The organism is Roseovarius atlanticus (assembly GCF_001441615.1).
Classification (GTDB): Bacteria; Pseudomonadota; Alphaproteobacteria; order Rhodobacterales; family Rhodobacteraceae; genus Roseovarius; species Roseovarius atlanticus.
Genome location: NZ_LAXJ01000012.1, coordinates 23,550 through 39,874, shown reverse-complemented (window position 1 = coordinate 39,874; position 16,325 = coordinate 23,550). Strand labels below are relative to the sequence as shown.

Sequence of the window (16,325 nt, the reverse complement as noted above, 5' to 3'; positions counted from 1 at the left end):
CATGGGAGACGTATCAATACGGTGCCTGTCTATCGGCCCATGAAAAGGGAGACAAGCCTTGGTGCTTTGGCAGCGTGCCGTCGCCGCGTGGATGGATCAGCGCGGGCACCTGTTTGCGTGGGTGCCGGTGATGCTGGCCTGCGGGATCGCGCTTTATTTCGGGCTGAAAGCCGAGCCGCCGCTTTGGGTTTACGCGGCGCTGGCCGGGGGCATTGGAGCGGCGCTTGTGGTGCTTCGGGCCGTCGGCGCGGGGCTGGCGCCGGTGATCTGGGCCGTGGCGCTTGTGGCCGTTGGTGTCTGCATCGCCGCCGTGCGGGCGCATGGCGTGGCGGATGCCAAGCTGGGCTGGCGCTATTACGGCCCGGTCGAGGGGCGCGTGGTGGATATCGACCGATCAAGCTCGGACGCGCTGCGGGTGACGCTGGACCGCGTGGTGCTGCGCAACATGGGCCCCGACATCACGCCGGGGCGCGTGCGGGTGTCGTTTCACGGCGCGGCCGAGGGGGCCGATCCGCGCCCGGGCGAGACGCTGATCCTGACCGCGCACCTGTCGCCGCCCGCCGGCCCGGTCGAGCCGGGCGGTTTCGATTTTCAGCGGCACGCGTGGTTCAAGGGGCTGGGTGCCGTGGGCTACACGCGCACGCCCGTCCTGCTGCTGGAACCGGCGGCGGGCGGGCAGGTGCTGTTCAAGACGCGCATGGCATTGTCGGACCGCATCCAGGCGCAGATGCCGGGCGAGGCCGGGGCGTTCGCGGCGGCGATCATGACCGGCGACCGCTCGGGCATGGGGCAGGAGACGCTGACCGCCCTGCGCGTGTCGAACCTGGCGCATCTTCTGGCCATATCGGGTCTGCACATGGGGCTTTTGGCGGGGTTCGTCTTTGCCGCGTTGCGGCTGGGGATGGCCGCCTTGCCGGGCTGGGGCCTGCGCCTGCCCACCAAGAAGATCGCGGCGGTGGGTGCGCTGCTGGCGGCGGCGGGGTACCTGGCGCTGTCGGGCGGCAACGTGGCCACCGAGCGGGCCTTCGTCATGGTGGCGGTGATGCTGCTGGCGGTGCTGGCGGACCGGCGCGCGCTCAGCTTGCGGGCGGTGGCGCTGGCGGCCTGCATCATTCTGGTGCTGCGGCCCGAGGCGCTGATGGGGCCGGGGTTCCAGATGTCGTTTGCGGCGACGACCGCGCTGGTGGCGGTCTTCGGCGCCTTGCGCGACCGGGACTGGCGCGTGGGGCCCAAGTGGATGCGGCCGGTCTGGGCGGTGGTGATGTCGTCCTTCGTGGCGGGGCTGGCGACGGCGCCCATTGCGGCTGCGCATTTCAACCAGATCGCGCATTACGGGCTGGTGGCGAACCTGATGAGCGTGCCGCTGATGGGCATGCTTGTCATGCCCATGGCGGTGCTGGCCGGCCTTTTGATGCCCTTGGGGCTGGAAGGGCTGGCACTGGGCGTGATGCAGCCCGCGCTGGAGTGGATCCTGGGTGTGGCGCATTGGGTCTCGGGGCTGGACGGCGCGCGGGGCACGGTGGTGCGGCCGGGGCCATGGGTGCTGCCGCTCTTGTCGCTGGGAGCGCTTTTCGTCGTGCTGTGGCAAGGGCGGGCGCGGTTCTCGGGGGCGGTGCCGGTGGCAGCGGCCTTCGTGCTGTGGTCGGAGGCGGAGCGGCCAGATATCCTTGTCTCCGACACCGGCAGCCTCGTCGGCGTGATGACGCCCGAGGGGCGGGCGCTGTCCACGGGCCGCGCGTCAGGCTTCGTGGCGATGAACTGGCTGGAGAATGACGGCGACCCGGCGGATCAGGAAGGGGCCTTTGCCCGCTGGACGCAGGTGGCGGGCGGCGCGGGCTGGCCGATCACCGCCGTCCGGGGCAAGCGGGCGGCAGAAGAGTTCACCGACTGCGCGCCCAAGGACTGGGTGGTGTTCAACAACGTGCCGCGGGCGGAATTGCCATGCCGCGCGATCCATCCCGGCACGCTGAAGGACACCGGCGCGTTGGCGATCTGGCGCGAGAAGGACGGACTGCGCGCCGTGAGCGCCCGCGACATGACGGGCGCACGACTTTGGAACATTGACCGTCCTGGGCGGTCCGATAGTCGTCAGTAGGTACGGATAAGGCCCACGAGGCGGCCCTGCACCTTGACCTGGTCTTCGGGCAGCACGCGGGTCTCGTAGGCCGGGTTAGCGGCTTCCAGGGCTATGGCATTGCCGCGGCGGTAGAATTTCTTCAGCGTTGCCTCCTGATCCTCGACCAGCGCCACGACGATATCGCCATTGTCGGCGGTGGATGTCTCGCGGATCACCACCACGTCGCCGTCATTGATGCCGGCCTCGATCATCGAGTCGCCTTTTACTTCCAGCGCGTAATGCTGACCGGGGCCGGCGATCATGTCGCCGGGGACGGCCACGTTGTGGCTGGCATGGGCGATGGCCTCGATCGGGACACCGGCGGCAATGCGGCCCATGACGGGCAGTTCCAGCGCGTGCACCGCCTCGACCGGACGTGCATCTGCGGGCTGGTCCTCGGGGCGGTCGCCCTCGATCACACGGGGGGTAAAGCCGCCGCCACCGCCGCCGATCATGTCGCTTGTCATGCTGTCGGGCAGCTTGATGATTTCCAGCGCACGCGCACGGTGGGCAAGCCGGCGGATGAAGCCGCGTTCCTCCAGCGCCGTGATCAGGCGGTGAATGCCGGACTTGGAGCGCAGGTCCAGCGCATCCTTCATCTCGTCAAAGCTGGGCGGCACGCCATCGCGCTGCACCCGCTTGTGAATGAATTCCAGCAGATCGAGCTGTTTCTTGGTCAGCATTTTCCCACGTCTCCACGATCCATGTGTTTACATTTGTTCTACGCATGTTCTCGTTTTGTGTCAACGGGTCTGTGGATAAGCGGTCAGATCGGCACGTAATCCACCCAGTCGCCCTGCGCCCGGGGGGCGTCGTCGGCGGGGCGGATGAGCAGCGCGTTGGCGCGGGCCAGGACCGACAGCATCCCGCTGTCCTGGCTGCGTTCGGGCAGGATGGTGCCGTCCTCGACCTGGGCGCGCATGTAATGCTCGCGCGGGCTGCCGGGGGGCATGGCTGTGGCCAGTTTGGCCGAAAGGCGTGGGGCGGGCATGGCGGGCAGGCCCTGCATGACGCGGATCATCGGGGCCATGAAGATATGTCCGCAGACCATGGCCGAGACGGGGTTGCCGGGCAGGCCCAGCATGGCGGCATCCCCCATCCGGCCCGCCATCAGGGGTTTGCCGGGGCGCATTTTCACCTTGTAGAACGCGCGATCCATGCCCAGATCGCCGGCCACCGCACCGACAAGATCGTGGTCGCCCACCGACGCGCCGCCGATGGTCACGACAAGATCCGCGCCCTTGGCAAGATCAAAGGCGGTTTCCAGCGCCTCGCGCGTGTCGCCGGCGATGGGCAGCATCCGGGGCTCGGCCCCCAGCGTGTCCAGCAGGGCGCAAAGCCCGAAGGAATTGGACGCGATGATCTGGTCGGGGCCGGGGTCTTCGCCCGGCATCACCAGCTCGTCGCCGGTGGCAATGAGGGCCACCTTGGGTTTGCGGGTGACGGTGACCTCGGCCACGTTCATCGACGCCAAAAGCGCGACGTCCTCGGGCGACAGAAGGCGCGGCGCCTCGACCCGGTCGCCGATGCGGAAATCGTCGCCGCGGGGGCGGATGTTCGGCTTGTCTTCCAGCCTGTCGCCCAGGGTGATGCGGTCGCCATCGCGGGTGACGTCCTCTTGGATCACGACCTTGTCCGCGCCCTCGGGCACCGGCGCGCCGGTGAAGATGCGCACGGCCTGACCCGCGTTGACGGTGCCATCAAAGCCATGCCCGGCGGCGGATTCGCCGATGACGTCAAAGCTGGCGCCCGGCACGGCCTCGGAACGTTTGACGGCATAGCCGTCCATCGAGGAAGCATCGAACGGCGGCTGGTCGCGCCGCGCCTCGGCATCCTGCGCCAGCACGCGGCCATGCGCCTCGCGCAGCGGAACGGTTTCCGGCTCCAAGCGGGAGACGAGCGAGAAGAGGTGGGCAAGAGCCTCGTCGACGGTAATCATTTGGCCTCGTAACGGCCCGATTTTCCGCCGTCTTTCAGCACCACGCGCAGCCCGCCGATTTCCATTGCGCGGTCCACGGCCTTGGCCATGTCATAGACCGTCAGCGCCGCAGTGCTGGCCGCGGTCAGCGCCTCCATCTCCACCCCGGTCTGGCCAGTGGTCTTGACCGTGGCGGTGATGCGGATGCCGGGCAGGTCGGGGTCGGGGGTCAGTTCCACCGCGACCTTGGCGATGGGCAAGGGGTGGCAGAGCGGGATCAGCTCGGACGTGCGCTTGGCGCCCATGATGCCAGCGAGGCGGGCGACGGACAGAACGTCGCCCTTCTTGGCGCGGCCTTCAGTAATGATATCAAAGGTCTCTCGGGCCATCTTGATGTGCGCCTCGGCCACCGCGACGCGGTCCGTCACGTCCTTGTCCGAAACGTCGACCATGTGGGCGTCGCCCTTGCCGTCGAAATGCGTGAGCCCGGCCATCAGACGTGCGCGGCCGGGGTGCTGCCCGACAGGATATCGCGTGTGGCGGCGGTGACATCGTTCTGCCGCATCAGGCTTTCGCCGATCAGGAAGCAGCGCGTGCCGTAGCGGGCCATCTCGGCCAGGTCGTCATTGGTGTAAAGCCCGCTTTCCGAGATCAGCAAGTGGTCGATGGGTGCGAGCCGGGCCAGCCGCTTGGTCACATCGAGCGAGGTCTCGAACGTGTTGAGATCCCGGTTGTTGATGCCCAGAAGGTTTGATTTCAGCACGCCGGTGCGGTCCAGTTCGGCCTCGTTATGGACCTCGATCAGCGCGTCCATCCCAAGCTCGCGCGCGGCCTCTTCCAGCTCGATCGCCTGCGCGTCGCTGACCGAGGCCATGATGATCAGGATGCAGTCGGCGCCCCAGGCGCGGGCCTCGACCACTTGGTAGGGGTCATAGAGGAAATCCTTGCGCAGCACCGGCAGATCGCAGGCCTCGCGGGCCTGCACCAGGTACTCGGGCGCGCCCTGGAAACTGGGCGTGTCGGTCAGCACCGACAGGCAGGTCGCGCCGCCTTCGGCATAGGCGGCGGCCAGCGCGGCGGGGTCGAAATCCTCGCGGATGAGACCCTTGGAGGGGCTGGCCTTCTTGATCTCGGCAATCAGACCGAAGCCGGTCTTGCTGGCCTGCAAAAGCGCGTCGCCGAAGGGGCGCACAACGGGGGCGTTTGCGGCCTCGGATTCCAGCGTTTCCAAGGACTTGTTGGCCTTTGCGGCGGCAATCTCCTCCAGCTTGTAGGCCTTTATCTTTTCCAGGATGGATGGCGTGCTCATGCGGCCTCCGACGTTATTCTGGCAAGGGTTTCGATGCGCGATTTCGCGGCGCCGCTGTCGATGCTGTCGCGGGCCTGTTCGACGCCTTGTTTGAGGTCGCTCGCGTGGCCCGCCACCACCAGCGCCGCGGCGGCGTTCAGCAGCACGGCGTCGCGGTAGGCGCCCGGCGCGCCGTCCAGCAGGGCACGGAAGGCGCGGCCGTTTTCCTCGGGCGTGCCGCCCAGGATATCCTCGAACGGGTGGACGGGCAGGCCGGCGTCTTCGGGGTGAATCTCGGCCTCGCGGATGGTGCCGTCTTCTTCCAGCGCGGCCAGCTGGCTGGGGGCGGAGATGCTCAGTTCGTCGGTGCCATCGCCGCCGTGGACCAGCCAGGCCCGTTCGGAGCCGAGCTTGCCCAGGGTTTCGGCCATGGGGCGGATGAGGTCGGGACTGAACGCGCCGGTCAGCTGGCGTTTGACGCCCGCCGGGTTGGTGAGGGGCCCAAGGATATTGAAGATCGTGCGCGTCCCAAGTTCGGCGCGCACTGGGCCGACATGGGCCATGGCCGGGTGATGCATGGGCGCCATCATAAAGGCGATGCCGGCGTTTTCCAAAGCCTTCTCAACCACATCCGGGCCAACCATTACGTTGACACCCATCTGCGTGAGCGCATCGGCCGCGCCGGACTTGGAACTGAGGTTGCGGTTGCCGTGCTTGGCCACGGGCACGCCCGCGCCCGCGACGACAAAGGCGGTGGCGGTCGAGATATTCAGCGTGCCCTTGCCGTCGCCGCCGGTGCCGACGATGTCCATCGCCCCCTTGGGCGCGCGGACCTTGTTGCACTTGGCGCGCATCACGGCGGCGGCGGCGGCGTATTCGTCCACCGTCTCGCCGCGCGTGCGCAGGGCCATCAGGAAGCCGCCCATCTGCGCCGGCGTCGCCTCGCCCTCGAAGAGGGTGGTAAAGGCCGCCTCGGCCTCGTCCCGGGTCAGGGGGCGGTCGGCGGCGGCGCCGATCAGGGGCTTCAGGCTGTCGCTCACGCGGGCACCTTCATCACGTCGAGGAAATTCTTCAGCAGGGCGTGACCATGCTGCGAGCGGATCGATTCGGGGTGGAATTGCACGCCGTGGATGGGCAGCGATTTGTGTTGCAGGCCCATGATCGTGCCGTCCTCAAGCTCTGCCGTGATATCAAGCACATCGGGGCAGGTGTCGCGCGCCACGACGAGGGAGTGATAGCGCGTCGCCTCGAAGGGCGTGGGCAGCCCGGCAAAGACGCCCGAGGCGGTGTGGTGCATCGTGCCCATCTTGCCATGCACGATATCGGTATGGCGCGTGACCGTGCCGCCGAAGACCTCGCCGATGGCCTGATGGCCCAGGCAGACCCCCAGAAGGGGCGTGCCCGTGTCCGCCGCCGCCTCGATCAGCGCCTTGCAGATGCCCGCCTGCGACGGCGTGCCGGGGCCGGGCGACAGCAGGATACCCGCCGGCTTCATCGCCATCGCCTCTTGCACGTTCAGGGCGTCGTTGCGGTGCACCTGTACGTCCGCGCCCAGCTCGCCCACATATTGCACGAGGTTGTAGGTGAAACTGTCGTAGTTATCGATAAGCAGCAGCATGTCGCCAATTTCCCGCCAATTTCCCGTCTGTGCCGTGTCATTTCGGGCCTATGACCCGACCTTTCAATCGGGGTATAGATGCTCAGGGTTGCGCGGCAGGGTCAAGAGGCGCAAAACTGTTAAGAAAGAAATAAGAGGGCAAAAGCAGTGTTACGCGGATTTCTTGCCGGACTGGTATCTGGAACGGCCTTGTCGGGAGTGCTTCTGGCCGGGGCCTCGGTGCTGAGCGGGATGCCGGGCGATACCCCGCCTCAGGCGACGCCGGTCGAGGTGCCGCCCGGGTCCGAGTTCGACCAGTCGCGCGACGACGACGCGGCCTCGCTGCCGCAGTTGCAGGACACGCCCACGCCCGACGCCGTGCCGCAGGTGACCGCGCCCGAGCCTGATGACCTGAGTTCGATGGACGGTGCCGACACGACCTCGTCGGGGCAGCCCGAAACCGGCCAGCCCGAGGCCGCGCTGAGCGCGCCGGAGACGCCCGAGGGCGAAACCGGCGTCACTGTCGGCACCGAAGAGCCGGTTTTGCCCAACCCGCAGGCCCAGGCGCCCGAGGCGCCGGCGGGCGAGGATGACCTGTCGATCTCGACCGAACCGGCACAGCCGGTGGTGCCAGAGGCCGAAGAGGACAGTGCGGCCTTCCCCGCGCCGCAGGCCGGGACCGAAGGGACGGCCACGCCTGAGGCCGACAGCGATGCGGACCCCGAGGCGAACGGCGAAACGCAGGCGGAGGCCGAAACCGATGCGGCGACGCCGGAGGCCGAGGACGAGCCGGTCGTCGATGCCCCGCAGGCGCCGGCGGCACCTTCGGCAGAGGCGGGTGAAGCAGCGGCAGAGGCCGCACCCGAGGAGGCCGCGCCCGAGGAGACGGAGACCGAGGAGACGGAGACCGGCACGACCGGCACGATCGGCGACATCGCCGAAGGCGTGACCACCAACCGACTGCCCACCGCGCTTGACCCCGCGCCCGATCCCGAGGCAGAGCCAGAGCCCGCCGAGGCCGCAGCCGAAGACGCAGTCGAAGAAGCCGAAGCCCTGCCGCCGGTCCGGCGCTATGCCGCCGAATTCGAGAACCCCGAGAACAAGCCGCTGATGTCGATCATCCTGATCGACGACGGCACCAGCCCGATTGGTCCCGCCGCGCTGGCGGATTTTCCCTATCCGCTCAGCTTTGCGGTCGACGCATCGCGCCCCGACGCGGCCCAGACCGCCGCCACGTACCGCGCGGCGGGGATGGAGGTGCTGGCCATGGTGAACCTGCCGCAGAACGCCGCCGCGAGCGATGCCGAAACCTCGATGAGTGTCCTGCTGGACGCGGTCCCCGAGGCCGTGGCGGTGTTCGAGGGCACGGGGACCGGCCTGCAATCCAGCCGCGAGGCCGCCGAGCAGCTGGCGCCGATCCTCAAGGACAGCGGCCACGGGCTGGTGATGTTTCCCAACGGGCTGAACACCGCGCAGAAGCTGATCGCGCGCGAGGGCGTGCCTTCGGCCACGGTGTTCCGCGATTTCGACTCGAACGGCCAGAACGCCAGCGCGGTGCGCCGGTTCCTGGACCAGGCCGCGTTCCGCGCGGGCCAGGAAGAGGGCGGCGTGATCATGGTGGGCCGCCTGCGCCCCGACACGATCAGCGCGCTGCTCTTGTGGGGCTTGCAGGACCGCGCGGCCAGCGTGGCGCTGGCGCCGGTGTCTGCGGTGCTGACGGCGGAGTAGGGACGTCCGGTTGGCGGTACGGCGATGCGCGGCGGTGCAGCAAGCTGCACGTTGATTCCGCGCGGGTGCTTGTTTCGAAAGGTCGGCGAAGCGGACTCTGGTGCCATTCACGACGTAGGCGAGCGTCAGCCCCTGGGATGGCGATCCGACGGCAATTCTGAAGCACTTTATGCCTGCCAAATACATCCCCAGAATGATTGTTGCGCCCAGCCTTTGCCAAATCGCCAGCCCGTAGGAGGGGCTGACGATGGCCGGGCCGCTTCGCGGCTGTTAACCGGCTGGGGGCGCCACACCGATGTCTCAAGGGGCTCTGACAGATCACCCGAGACGCACCACGCTCTGCGCTCACCTGCCGACAACGGCCTTCCATTCCCCGGGCGCGATCCCGTCCAGCGTGAAATCCCCCACGCGCCAGCGCACCAGCCGCAGGGTGGGGTGGCCCACATGTGCCGTCATGCGGCGGACCTGGCGGTTGCGGCCTTCGGATATGGTCATCTCCAGCCAGCAATCGGGCACGGATTTGCGGAACCGGACAGGCGGGTCACGCTCCCAGAGGTCAGGCGGGTCGATCCGGCGCGCTTTCGCGGGGCGTGTGGGGCCGTCCTTGAGCGTGACGCCCCGGGCCAGCGCGTTAAGGGCGTCGTCGTCGGGCTCGCCCTCGACCTGCACCAGATAGGTTTTCTCGGTCTTGAACTTCGGGTTCGACAGGCGCGCCTGAAGCTTGCCGTCGTCGGTCAGCAAGAGCAGCCCCTCGCTGTCGCGGTCGAGCCGCCCGGCGGGATAGACGCCGGGGATGTCGATATAGGCCGAAAGCGTGGGGCGGGGGCTGTCCTCGGTGCCCTTGTCGGTGAACTGCGACAGGACGCCCATGGGTTTGTTGAAGAGGATCAGCATGGGGGGTGGAGAGTGGTGGGGTGAAACCCCACCCTACGTGTTGCCATTGCCGGTGAAGCGGGTGGCATCGGCGGCGGCGCGGCGGATGGCGTTGGATTTGTGGACGGTTTCCATGTACTCGGCCTCGGCGTCGCTGTCATAGACCACGCCGCCGCCCGCCTGGATATACAGCTTGCCGTCCTTGACCACAGCGGTGCGCAGGGCGATGCAGACATCCATGTCGCCGGTGCAGCTGAAATAGCCCACGCCGCCGCCGTAGACGCCGCGCTTTTCCGGCTCCAGCTCGTCGATGATCTCCATCGCGCGGACCTTGGGCGCGCCACTGACCGTGCCCGCCGGCAGGCCGGCCAGCAGGGCAGACAGGGCGTCGTGGTCGTCTGACAACTCGCCCACCACATTCGACACGATATGCATGACGTGGCTGTAGCGTTCGATGATGAATTCCTCGGTGGGGCGCACCGTGCCGATTTTCGCCACGCGGCCCACATCATTGCGGCCCAGGTCCAGCAGCATCAGGTGCTCGGCCAGTTCCTTTTGATCGCCCAGCAGGTCGGCTTCGTTGGCGCGGTCCTGCTCGGGCGTGGCACCGCGCGGCCTTGTGCCGGCAATGGGCCGGATCGTGACCTCGCCCTTCATTACCCGCACCAGGATTTCGGGGCTGGCGCCCACCACCTGGAAACCGCCGAAGTTGAAATAGAACATGAAGGGCGACGGGTTGGTGCGCCGCAGGCTGCGATAGAGCGCGAAGGGCGGCTGCGGAAAGTCCTGCGTCCAGCGCTGGCTGGGCACGACCTGAAAGATGTCGCCCGCGCGGATGTATTCCTTGGCCTGTTCCACCGCGGCCTTGTAGCCGTCGCGGGTGAAGTTGCTGACCGGCTCGCCCACCTCGTGCGCATCGCCCAGGTCGCGGGCCTGCTGGGGCAGGGCGCGTTCCAGATCGCGCACCGCGTCCATCACCCGCTCGGCGGCCTGGGCATAGGCCGCGCGCGGGCTTTGCCCGTCGCTGACCCAGGCGGGGGCCACGACGATCACCTCGCCCTTGACCCCGTCCAACACGGCAACCACCGAGGGGCGGATCATCACCGCATCGGGCAGGCCCAGCGGGTCAGGGTTCACATCCGGCAGGTGTTCGACCAGCCGGATCATGTCATAGCCCAGATAGCCGAAGAGGCCGGCGCTGGCGGCGGGCAGGCCCTCGGGCAGGTCGATCCGGCTTTCGGCGATCAGCGCGCGCAGCGTGTCGAGCGGCGAGCCCTCCAGCGGTTCAAACGCGTCGCTGTCGAAACGTGCCTGCCGGTTGATGCGGCTGGTCTGCCCGTGGCACTGCCAGATCAGGTCGGGCTTCATCCCGATCATGGAATAGCGCCCGCGCACCTCGCCGCCCGTCACCGACTCCAGCAGGAAGGCATCGCGGGCCGCGCCCGTCAGCTTCAGCATCAGCGACACCGGCGTGTCCAGATCGGCGGCCAGCCGGGCATAGACGACCTGGTTCTGCCCGGCCTCGTGGCCTTTGGCGAAATCCTCGAATGACGGGGTCAGGTCCAACGGTGGCGCCCTTACTGAAAGTTGTTGTGCACGGCGTTGAGCGCGCCCTGGTCGAAACTGACCCCGGCGCGGGTGCGGATGTCGTTGGCCAGAACCTGGAAGAGATCCTGCGAGAGGCTGCCCGCCGTCTCGTTGCGCAGGAACTGGTCGATCTGTTGCAGGTCGCCATCCTCGGGGTCGGGCGGCTCGATCGTGTTGAGCTTCAGCACGAAGATGCGGCCATTGCCGTTGATCACCTCGACCTCGCCCGCCTCCATGCCAAAGACGGTCTGGATGAATTCCTGCGGCGCTTGATCGATAAAGCCGCGGCGGGTCACCTCTTCGCTGCCATCCACGGTCAGCTCGACATCCTCGAAGCTTTCGCCGGTGGCGAGGCGGCCGACCTTACCGGCCACCTGTTCTCGCAGCAGTTCGTTGATTTTGGTCTGGGTCCAGGCCTCGGTGACGGCGTCGCGCACCTCGTCCAGCGGTTGCAGGGTGGGGGGCACGACCTCGTCCAGGCGCATGGCGAAGATGCCGCCATCCTCCAACTCGATCACTTCGGGATAGTCGTCCGCGCTGAGGTTTGCGGCGGCGGCGCGAAAGCCCTCGTAGGCGGCGATATCCTCGGACATGCCCGGGTGCCAGTCGATCTGGTCGACGCGCATCGCGGTCTCGGCGCCCAGGTCTTCGATGGTGGCGCCACCGGCCAGAAGGTCGTCGACCGCATCGACGCGGCCTTCGACCACGCGGCGGGCGCGGTCGGCGGCGATGATGTCGCGCAGCTCCGGCTCGGCCTCTTCAAAGGTGGTCTCTTGCGCCTGAAGCACCGCGTTCACACGGAAAAGCGCGGGGCCGACGCTGCTGGGCAGGGGGCCGACCACTTCGGACGGGGCGGCCTGAAACACGGTGTCGGCGGCCTCGCCCAGATCGGCGGCGGTGACGGTGCCCATGTCGGTGTCGGCCAGGTCCAGCCCGCGTTCGGCCACCAGATCCTCGAAGCTCGCCTCGCCCTCGTCCAGCCGGGTCATCGCGGCCTCGGCGGCTTCGGTGTCGGAAAAGACCAGCCGTTCCACCAGCCGGCGCTCGGGCTGCACGAACTCGTCGCGTCGCGCCTCATAGGCCTCGCGCAGCGCCTCTTCGTCCACTTCGACCGTGTCGAGGATCATCTCGGGCGTCAGAAGCGCGTAGGTGATGCGCTTCAGCTCGGGGCGGGTGAACTGCGCCTCGTTTTCCGAATGGTACGCGGCCAGCTCTTCCTCGGTGGGGTCGGGCACGCCGACCTCCAGGTCGCCACGTTCCAGGATGGCCCATTCGATGCCGCGCCGTTCGCCCAGGTATTGCTTGACGGTGTCGGTATAGGCCTCGGGCATGGTGACGCCCGACAGCACCGCGGCCTGGATGAAGCTGCGGGCGATCTCGCGGCGGATGTCGTCCTCGAACTCGGATTCGTTCATGCCCATGCGGTCGAGGGTAAAGCGGTACGCCTCGCGGTCGAACTCGCCGCCCGGGCCGGTGAACTGGCGCATCGAGGTGATCTGGTCGGCCAGGTTCGCGTCGCCCACCGAGATGTTGTTGACGATGGTTTCATGGTCCAGCGCACCCTGCACGGTCAGCTGGCCCATCACCTTTTCGGGGATGTTCAATTGCTGGGCCTGTGCAAAGCTGATGCTTTCGCCGCGGTCGGCCTCTTCGGCGCGGATCTCGTTCTGCAGGCCCTGGAAATAGTCCTGGACCGAGATCTCGGCCTCGCCCACGGACCCCACGGTGCGCAGGGTGCCCGACAGGCTGGTGACGCCGAAGCCGCCAAGACCGAGGATCAGAAGACCCATCAAGATCCAGACAAGCGGTTTCGTGATGCTTTTGGCTGCCATGTGGCCTCCCCCGGGGCTGCTCGTGCGGTTCAGGCCTGTCTAAGGCCGGTTTCAGTGAGGAGCAAGGGGCCAGTCGAGCGCCGAGAGCCGGTCGAAGAGCGTGCCGATTTCGGCGCGGTCCACGTTGGCGAAGGCCACGCGCAGCTCGCGTTTGCCTTGGGGCGCTTCGGCGGGCTGGAACATGGTGCCGGGCAAGAGCAGGATGCCCGCCTCGGCCACCAGTTTCTGCGCCAGTTCATCGGACGGCATGGCGAATGGATGGCGGAGATAGGCGAAATAGGCGCCACAGCCCATGAGGCGCCAGCCCTTGCCTTTGAGCTTGGCCATGTTGTCGGAAATCGCCGCGCGGCGGTCGAGGATCTCGTCCCGCTCACCGGCCAGCCATTGCGAAAGGTTCTGCATCCCCCACAGGGCGGCAATCTGGCCCAGCTGGTTGGGGCAGATGGTGACGGTGTCCAGAAACTTCTCGGCCTCGGCGAGGCGCGCGCGGCTGGCGACCATCGCACCCACGCGGTGGCCGGTCAGGCGGTAGGCCTTGGAGAAGGAATAAAGCTGAATGAGCGTGTCGTCCCACGAGGGATCGGTGAACAGGTCATGCGGCGCGCCGCTTCGGGCGTCGAAATCGCGGTAGGTCTCGTCCACGATCAGCGCGATGCCGTGACGGCGGGCCAGATCGAAAAACGCCCGCACCAGTTCGGCGGGATACTCGACGCCGCCGGGATTGTTGGGGGTGACAAGCGAAATCGCCCGCGTCCGGGGCGTGATCAGGGCTTCGGCCCGTCCAGGGTCGGGCAGCAGCGCGTCATCGGTGGGCAGGGGCACCGACGTGACGCCCTGCATGTCGAGCCACATCTTGTGGTTGAAGTACCACGGGGTGGGCAGGATGACCTCGTCGGCTTCGGTGCAGAGCCCCGCGATGGTGGCGGCAAAGGCCTGGTTGCAGCCCGAGGTGATGGCGACCTGGTCTGCCGCGATGGCCCCGCCGTAAGCGCCGCACCACTGGCGGGCGACTTCCTCGCGCAGGTCGGGGCGGCCCAGAACCGGGCCGTAAAGATGCGCCTGCGGCTCGTTCAGCGCGGCCTCGGCGATCACCTTGCGCAACTGTTCGGGCGGCGGGTCCACCGGGGCGGCCTGGCTCACGTTGATCAGCGGGCGCTCGGGCGGGAAGGTGACGCCCTCCAGCCAGCGCCGCGCCTCCATCACCGGGGGCGAAAAGGTCGTCTCGGTGCGGCTTGTCATGATCGTGTCCTCAGGCCCCGCGATAGGGCTCGACATATTGCAGGGCCATGTCCCACGGGAAGAATATCCAGGTGTCCTGGCTGACTTCGGTAACGAAGGTATGGACAAGCTCGCGCCCCTGCGGCTTGGCATAGACGGTGGCGACATGGGCGCGGGGCAGGGCCGCGCGGACCACCTCCAGCGTCTTGCCGGTATCGACAAGGTCGTCGACGATCAGCACACCCTCACCATCGCCCACAAGGTCCGGGTCGGGGGATTTCAGGATCTGGGGCTTGCCCTGGGTCTGGTGGTCATAGGATTTCACGCTGATCGTGTCGACCGCGCGGATGTCCAGCTCGCGCGCCACGATCATCGCGGGCGCCATGCCGCCGCGGGTGATGGCCACCACGGCTTTCCAGTCGGCCTCGGCGGGCGCCTCGTCCTGCAACCGCCAAGCCAGTGCCCGCGCGTCGCGGTGCAGCTGGTCCCAGCTGACGTGAAAGCCTTTTTCGTGGGGCAGGCGGTCGGTCATGCGGTGTCTCCCGTCCGGGGCAGATCAGCTCTTGTCGATATCCGGCGCATCGACGGCCTTCATGCCGACGATATGGTATCCTGCGTCCACGTGCAGGTTCTCGCCTGTGGTGCCGCTGCCCAGATCGCTGAGAAGATAGAGCGCGGACTTACCCACATCCTCGATCGTGATGTTGCGGCGCAGGGGCGAGTTCAGCTCGTTCCACTTCAGGATATAGCGGAAGTCGCCGATACCGCTGGCGGCCAGCGTGCGGATCGGCCCCGCCGAGATGGCGTTCACGCGGATACCGTCGCGGCCCAGATCCTCGGCCAGGTATTTCACCGACGCCTCCAGCGCGGCCTTGGCCACGCCCATGACGTTGTAATGCGGCATCACCTGCTCGGCGCCGTAATAGGTCAGCGTCAGCATCGAGCCGCCATCGGTCATGAGTTTCTCGGCGCGGTGGGCCACGGCGGTGAAGGAATAGACCGAGATATCCATCGTCTTGATGAAATTCTCGCGGCTGGTGTCGACGTAGCGACCGCGCAGCTCGTTCTTGTCGGAAAAACCGATGGCATGGACCAGAAAGTCGATCTTGCCCCATTTCTTTTCCAACGCGTCGAACAGCGCCCCGATCGAGGCCATGTCGGCCACGTCGCACGGCAGCACCGTGTCGCTGCCCAGCTGTTCGGCCAGCGGGGCCACGCGTTTCAGCAAGGCCTCACCCTGGTAGGAAAAGGCCAGTTCGGCACCGGCCTCGGCGCAGGCCTTGGCGATTCCCCATGCAATGGATTTGTCATTGGCCAATCCCATGATCAGCCCACGCTTGCCCGCCATCAGTTGATTTGACATTCAGTGCCCTCGGCCCACTTCGCTTGTCTGACTGCTTTAGGCGATTGGCCAAGGTGCATCAAGCCAAAGACCAAGCGATGCGCCATGTCGGCAATGTCTGTGGCCGGACAAAGCGGTTCCGCTTGCGTCCGCGCGCGGCACGGTCTAGCGCAGGAACGATGCAGACGGGGAAAAGGCAATGAGCGACAGAAGCGGCAAATTCGCAGGTGACGATCCGTTCGAGATCGCCCGCGCCTGGCTGGCCGAGGCGGAAGAGACCGAGATCAACGATCCCAACGCCATGGCGCTGGCCACGGTCGACCAGAGCGGCCTGCCCAACGTGCGCATGGTGCTGCTGAAATCCATCGGCGCGGACAGCTTCGTGTTCTATACGAATTACGAGAGCGCCAAGGGCGCCGAGATCGCGGCCAGCGGCAAGGCCGCGCTGGTGCTGCACTGGAAATCGCTGCGCCGCCAGATCCGGGTGCGCGGCACCGTCACCCGCGAGGACGGCCCCGAGGCCGACGCCTATTTCGCCTCGCGCTCGCTCAAAAGCCGCCTGGGCGCGTGGGCGTCGAAACAATCGCAGCCGCTGGGGTCACGCGCCGATCTGATGGCCGAGGTGGCCCGTGTGACCGCCGCCAAGGGGCCGAATCCACCGCGTCCCGCGTACTGGGGCGGGTTTCGTATCGCTCCGGTTGAAATCGAATTCTGGGCCGACGGCGCGTTCCGTCTGCACGACCGGTTCGTCTGGCGACGCGAAACACACGAAAATGCGTGGGAAATCACACGGCTAAGCCCGTAAGGCGCATTGTATGCCAATATG

General features: G+C 67.2%; 15 protein-coding genes. 3 read left to right on the top strand and 12 right to left on the bottom strand.

Features of this window, described 5'->3' with window-relative positions; all coding sequences use genetic code 11:
* Nucleotides 1–61: 61 nt before the first annotated feature.
* On the top strand, nucleotides 62–2,095 hold the full coding sequence (locus XM53_RS12685) for a ComEC/Rec2 family competence protein (protein WP_328586676.1): 2,034 nt from the start codon (nucleotides 62–64) through the stop codon (nucleotides 2,093–2,095).
* Here the strand turns inward: XM53_RS12685 and lexA are convergent.
* The 6 genes from lexA to XM53_RS12655 all read right to left on the bottom strand — a co-directional run bounded on the left by lexA (nucleotide 2,089) and on the right by XM53_RS12655 (nucleotide 6,940).
* The gene (gene lexA / locus XM53_RS12680) at nucleotides 2,089–2,799 is read right to left on the bottom strand and encodes a transcriptional repressor LexA (protein ID WP_057793872.1); all 711 of its coding nucleotides are present in this window, start codon (nucleotides 2,797–2,799) and stop codon (nucleotides 2,089–2,091) included. The two genes, XM53_RS12685 and lexA, sit on opposite strands and share 7 nt — an antisense overlap.
* 83 nt (nucleotides 2,800–2,882) lie before the next feature.
* The gene (locus tag XM53_RS12675) at nucleotides 2,883–4,055 is read right to left on the bottom strand and encodes a molybdopterin molybdotransferase MoeA (RefSeq protein ID WP_057793870.1); all 1,173 of its coding nucleotides are present in this window, start codon (nucleotides 4,053–4,055) and stop codon (nucleotides 2,883–2,885) included.
* A complete protein-coding gene (gene moaC / locus XM53_RS12670) occupies nucleotides 4,052–4,528 on the bottom strand; it encodes a cyclic pyranopterin monophosphate synthase MoaC (RefSeq protein WP_057793868.1) in 477 nt (158 codons plus the stop codon). The genes XM53_RS12675 and moaC overlap by 4 nt, the downstream gene beginning before the upstream one ends.
* A complete protein-coding gene (trpC, locus tag XM53_RS12665) occupies nucleotides 4,528–5,343 on the bottom strand; it encodes an indole-3-glycerol phosphate synthase TrpC (protein WP_057793865.1) in 816 nt (271 codons plus the stop codon). The genes moaC and trpC overlap by 1 nt, the downstream gene beginning before the upstream one ends.
* Nucleotides 5,340–6,362, bottom strand: a complete 1,023-nt coding sequence (gene trpD, locus XM53_RS12660) for an anthranilate phosphoribosyltransferase (RefSeq protein WP_057793863.1) — start codon at nucleotides 6,360–6,362, stop codon at nucleotides 5,340–5,342. Before trpD ends, trpC begins: the two co-directional genes overlap by 4 nt.
* On the bottom strand, nucleotides 6,359–6,940 hold the full coding sequence (locus XM53_RS12655; RefSeq protein ID WP_057793861.1) for an anthranilate synthase component II: 582 nt from the start codon (nucleotides 6,938–6,940) through the stop codon (nucleotides 6,359–6,361). Before XM53_RS12655 ends, trpD begins: the two co-directional genes overlap by 4 nt.
* A gap of 198 nt (nucleotides 6,941–7,138) precedes the next feature.
* On the opposite strand from XM53_RS12655, the gene XM53_RS12650 reads away from it, so the two are divergent.
* A complete protein-coding gene (locus XM53_RS12650; protein WP_236544495.1) occupies nucleotides 7,139–8,647 on the top strand; it encodes a divergent polysaccharide deacetylase family protein in 1,509 nt (502 codons plus the stop codon).
* Nucleotides 8,648–8,992: 345 nt separating this feature from the next.
* On the opposite strand, the gene XM53_RS12645 is transcribed toward XM53_RS12650, so the two are convergent.
* The 6 genes from XM53_RS12645 to fabI are packed head-to-tail and all read right to left on the bottom strand — an operon-like array spanning nucleotide 8,993 to nucleotide 15,520.
* Nucleotides 8,993–9,541, bottom strand: a complete 549-nt coding sequence (locus XM53_RS12645; protein ID WP_057793859.1) for a pseudouridine synthase — start codon at nucleotides 9,539–9,541, stop codon at nucleotides 8,993–8,995.
* A 33-nt stretch (nucleotides 9,542–9,574) separates the two neighbouring features.
* Complete coding sequence (gene trpE / locus XM53_RS12640) at nucleotides 9,575–11,086, bottom strand: anthranilate synthase component I (RefSeq protein ID WP_057793857.1); 1,512 nt, start codon at nucleotides 11,084–11,086, stop codon at nucleotides 9,575–9,577.
* A gap of 11 nt (nucleotides 11,087–11,097) precedes the next feature.
* Complete coding sequence (locus XM53_RS12635; protein ID WP_057793856.1) at nucleotides 11,098–12,939, bottom strand: peptidyl-prolyl cis-trans isomerase; 1,842 nt, start codon at nucleotides 12,937–12,939, stop codon at nucleotides 11,098–11,100.
* Nucleotides 12,940–12,990: 51 nt separating this feature from the next.
* Nucleotides 12,991–14,178, bottom strand: a complete 1,188-nt coding sequence (locus XM53_RS12630) for an aminotransferase (RefSeq protein ID WP_057793854.1) — start codon at nucleotides 14,176–14,178, stop codon at nucleotides 12,991–12,993.
* A gap of 10 nt (nucleotides 14,179–14,188) precedes the next feature.
* Nucleotides 14,189–14,689: a xanthine phosphoribosyltransferase gene (gene gpt, locus XM53_RS12625; protein WP_057793851.1), complete on the bottom strand. Its 501-nt coding sequence runs from the start codon at nucleotides 14,687–14,689 to the stop codon at nucleotides 14,189–14,191.
* Nucleotides 14,690–14,713: 24 nt separating this feature from the next.
* Nucleotides 14,714–15,520, bottom strand: coding sequence for an enoyl-ACP reductase FabI (gene fabI, locus XM53_RS12620; RefSeq protein ID WP_057793849.1), 807 nt, complete (start codon nucleotides 15,518–15,520; stop codon nucleotides 14,714–14,716).
* Nucleotides 15,521–15,698: 178 nt separating this feature from the next.
* Between fabI and pdxH the strand changes: the two genes are divergently transcribed.
* On the top strand, nucleotides 15,699–16,304 hold the full coding sequence (gene pdxH, locus XM53_RS12615; RefSeq protein WP_057793847.1) for a pyridoxamine 5'-phosphate oxidase: 606 nt from the start codon (nucleotides 15,699–15,701) through the stop codon (nucleotides 16,302–16,304).
* The last annotated feature ends 21 nt before the right edge of the window (nucleotides 16,305–16,325 follow it).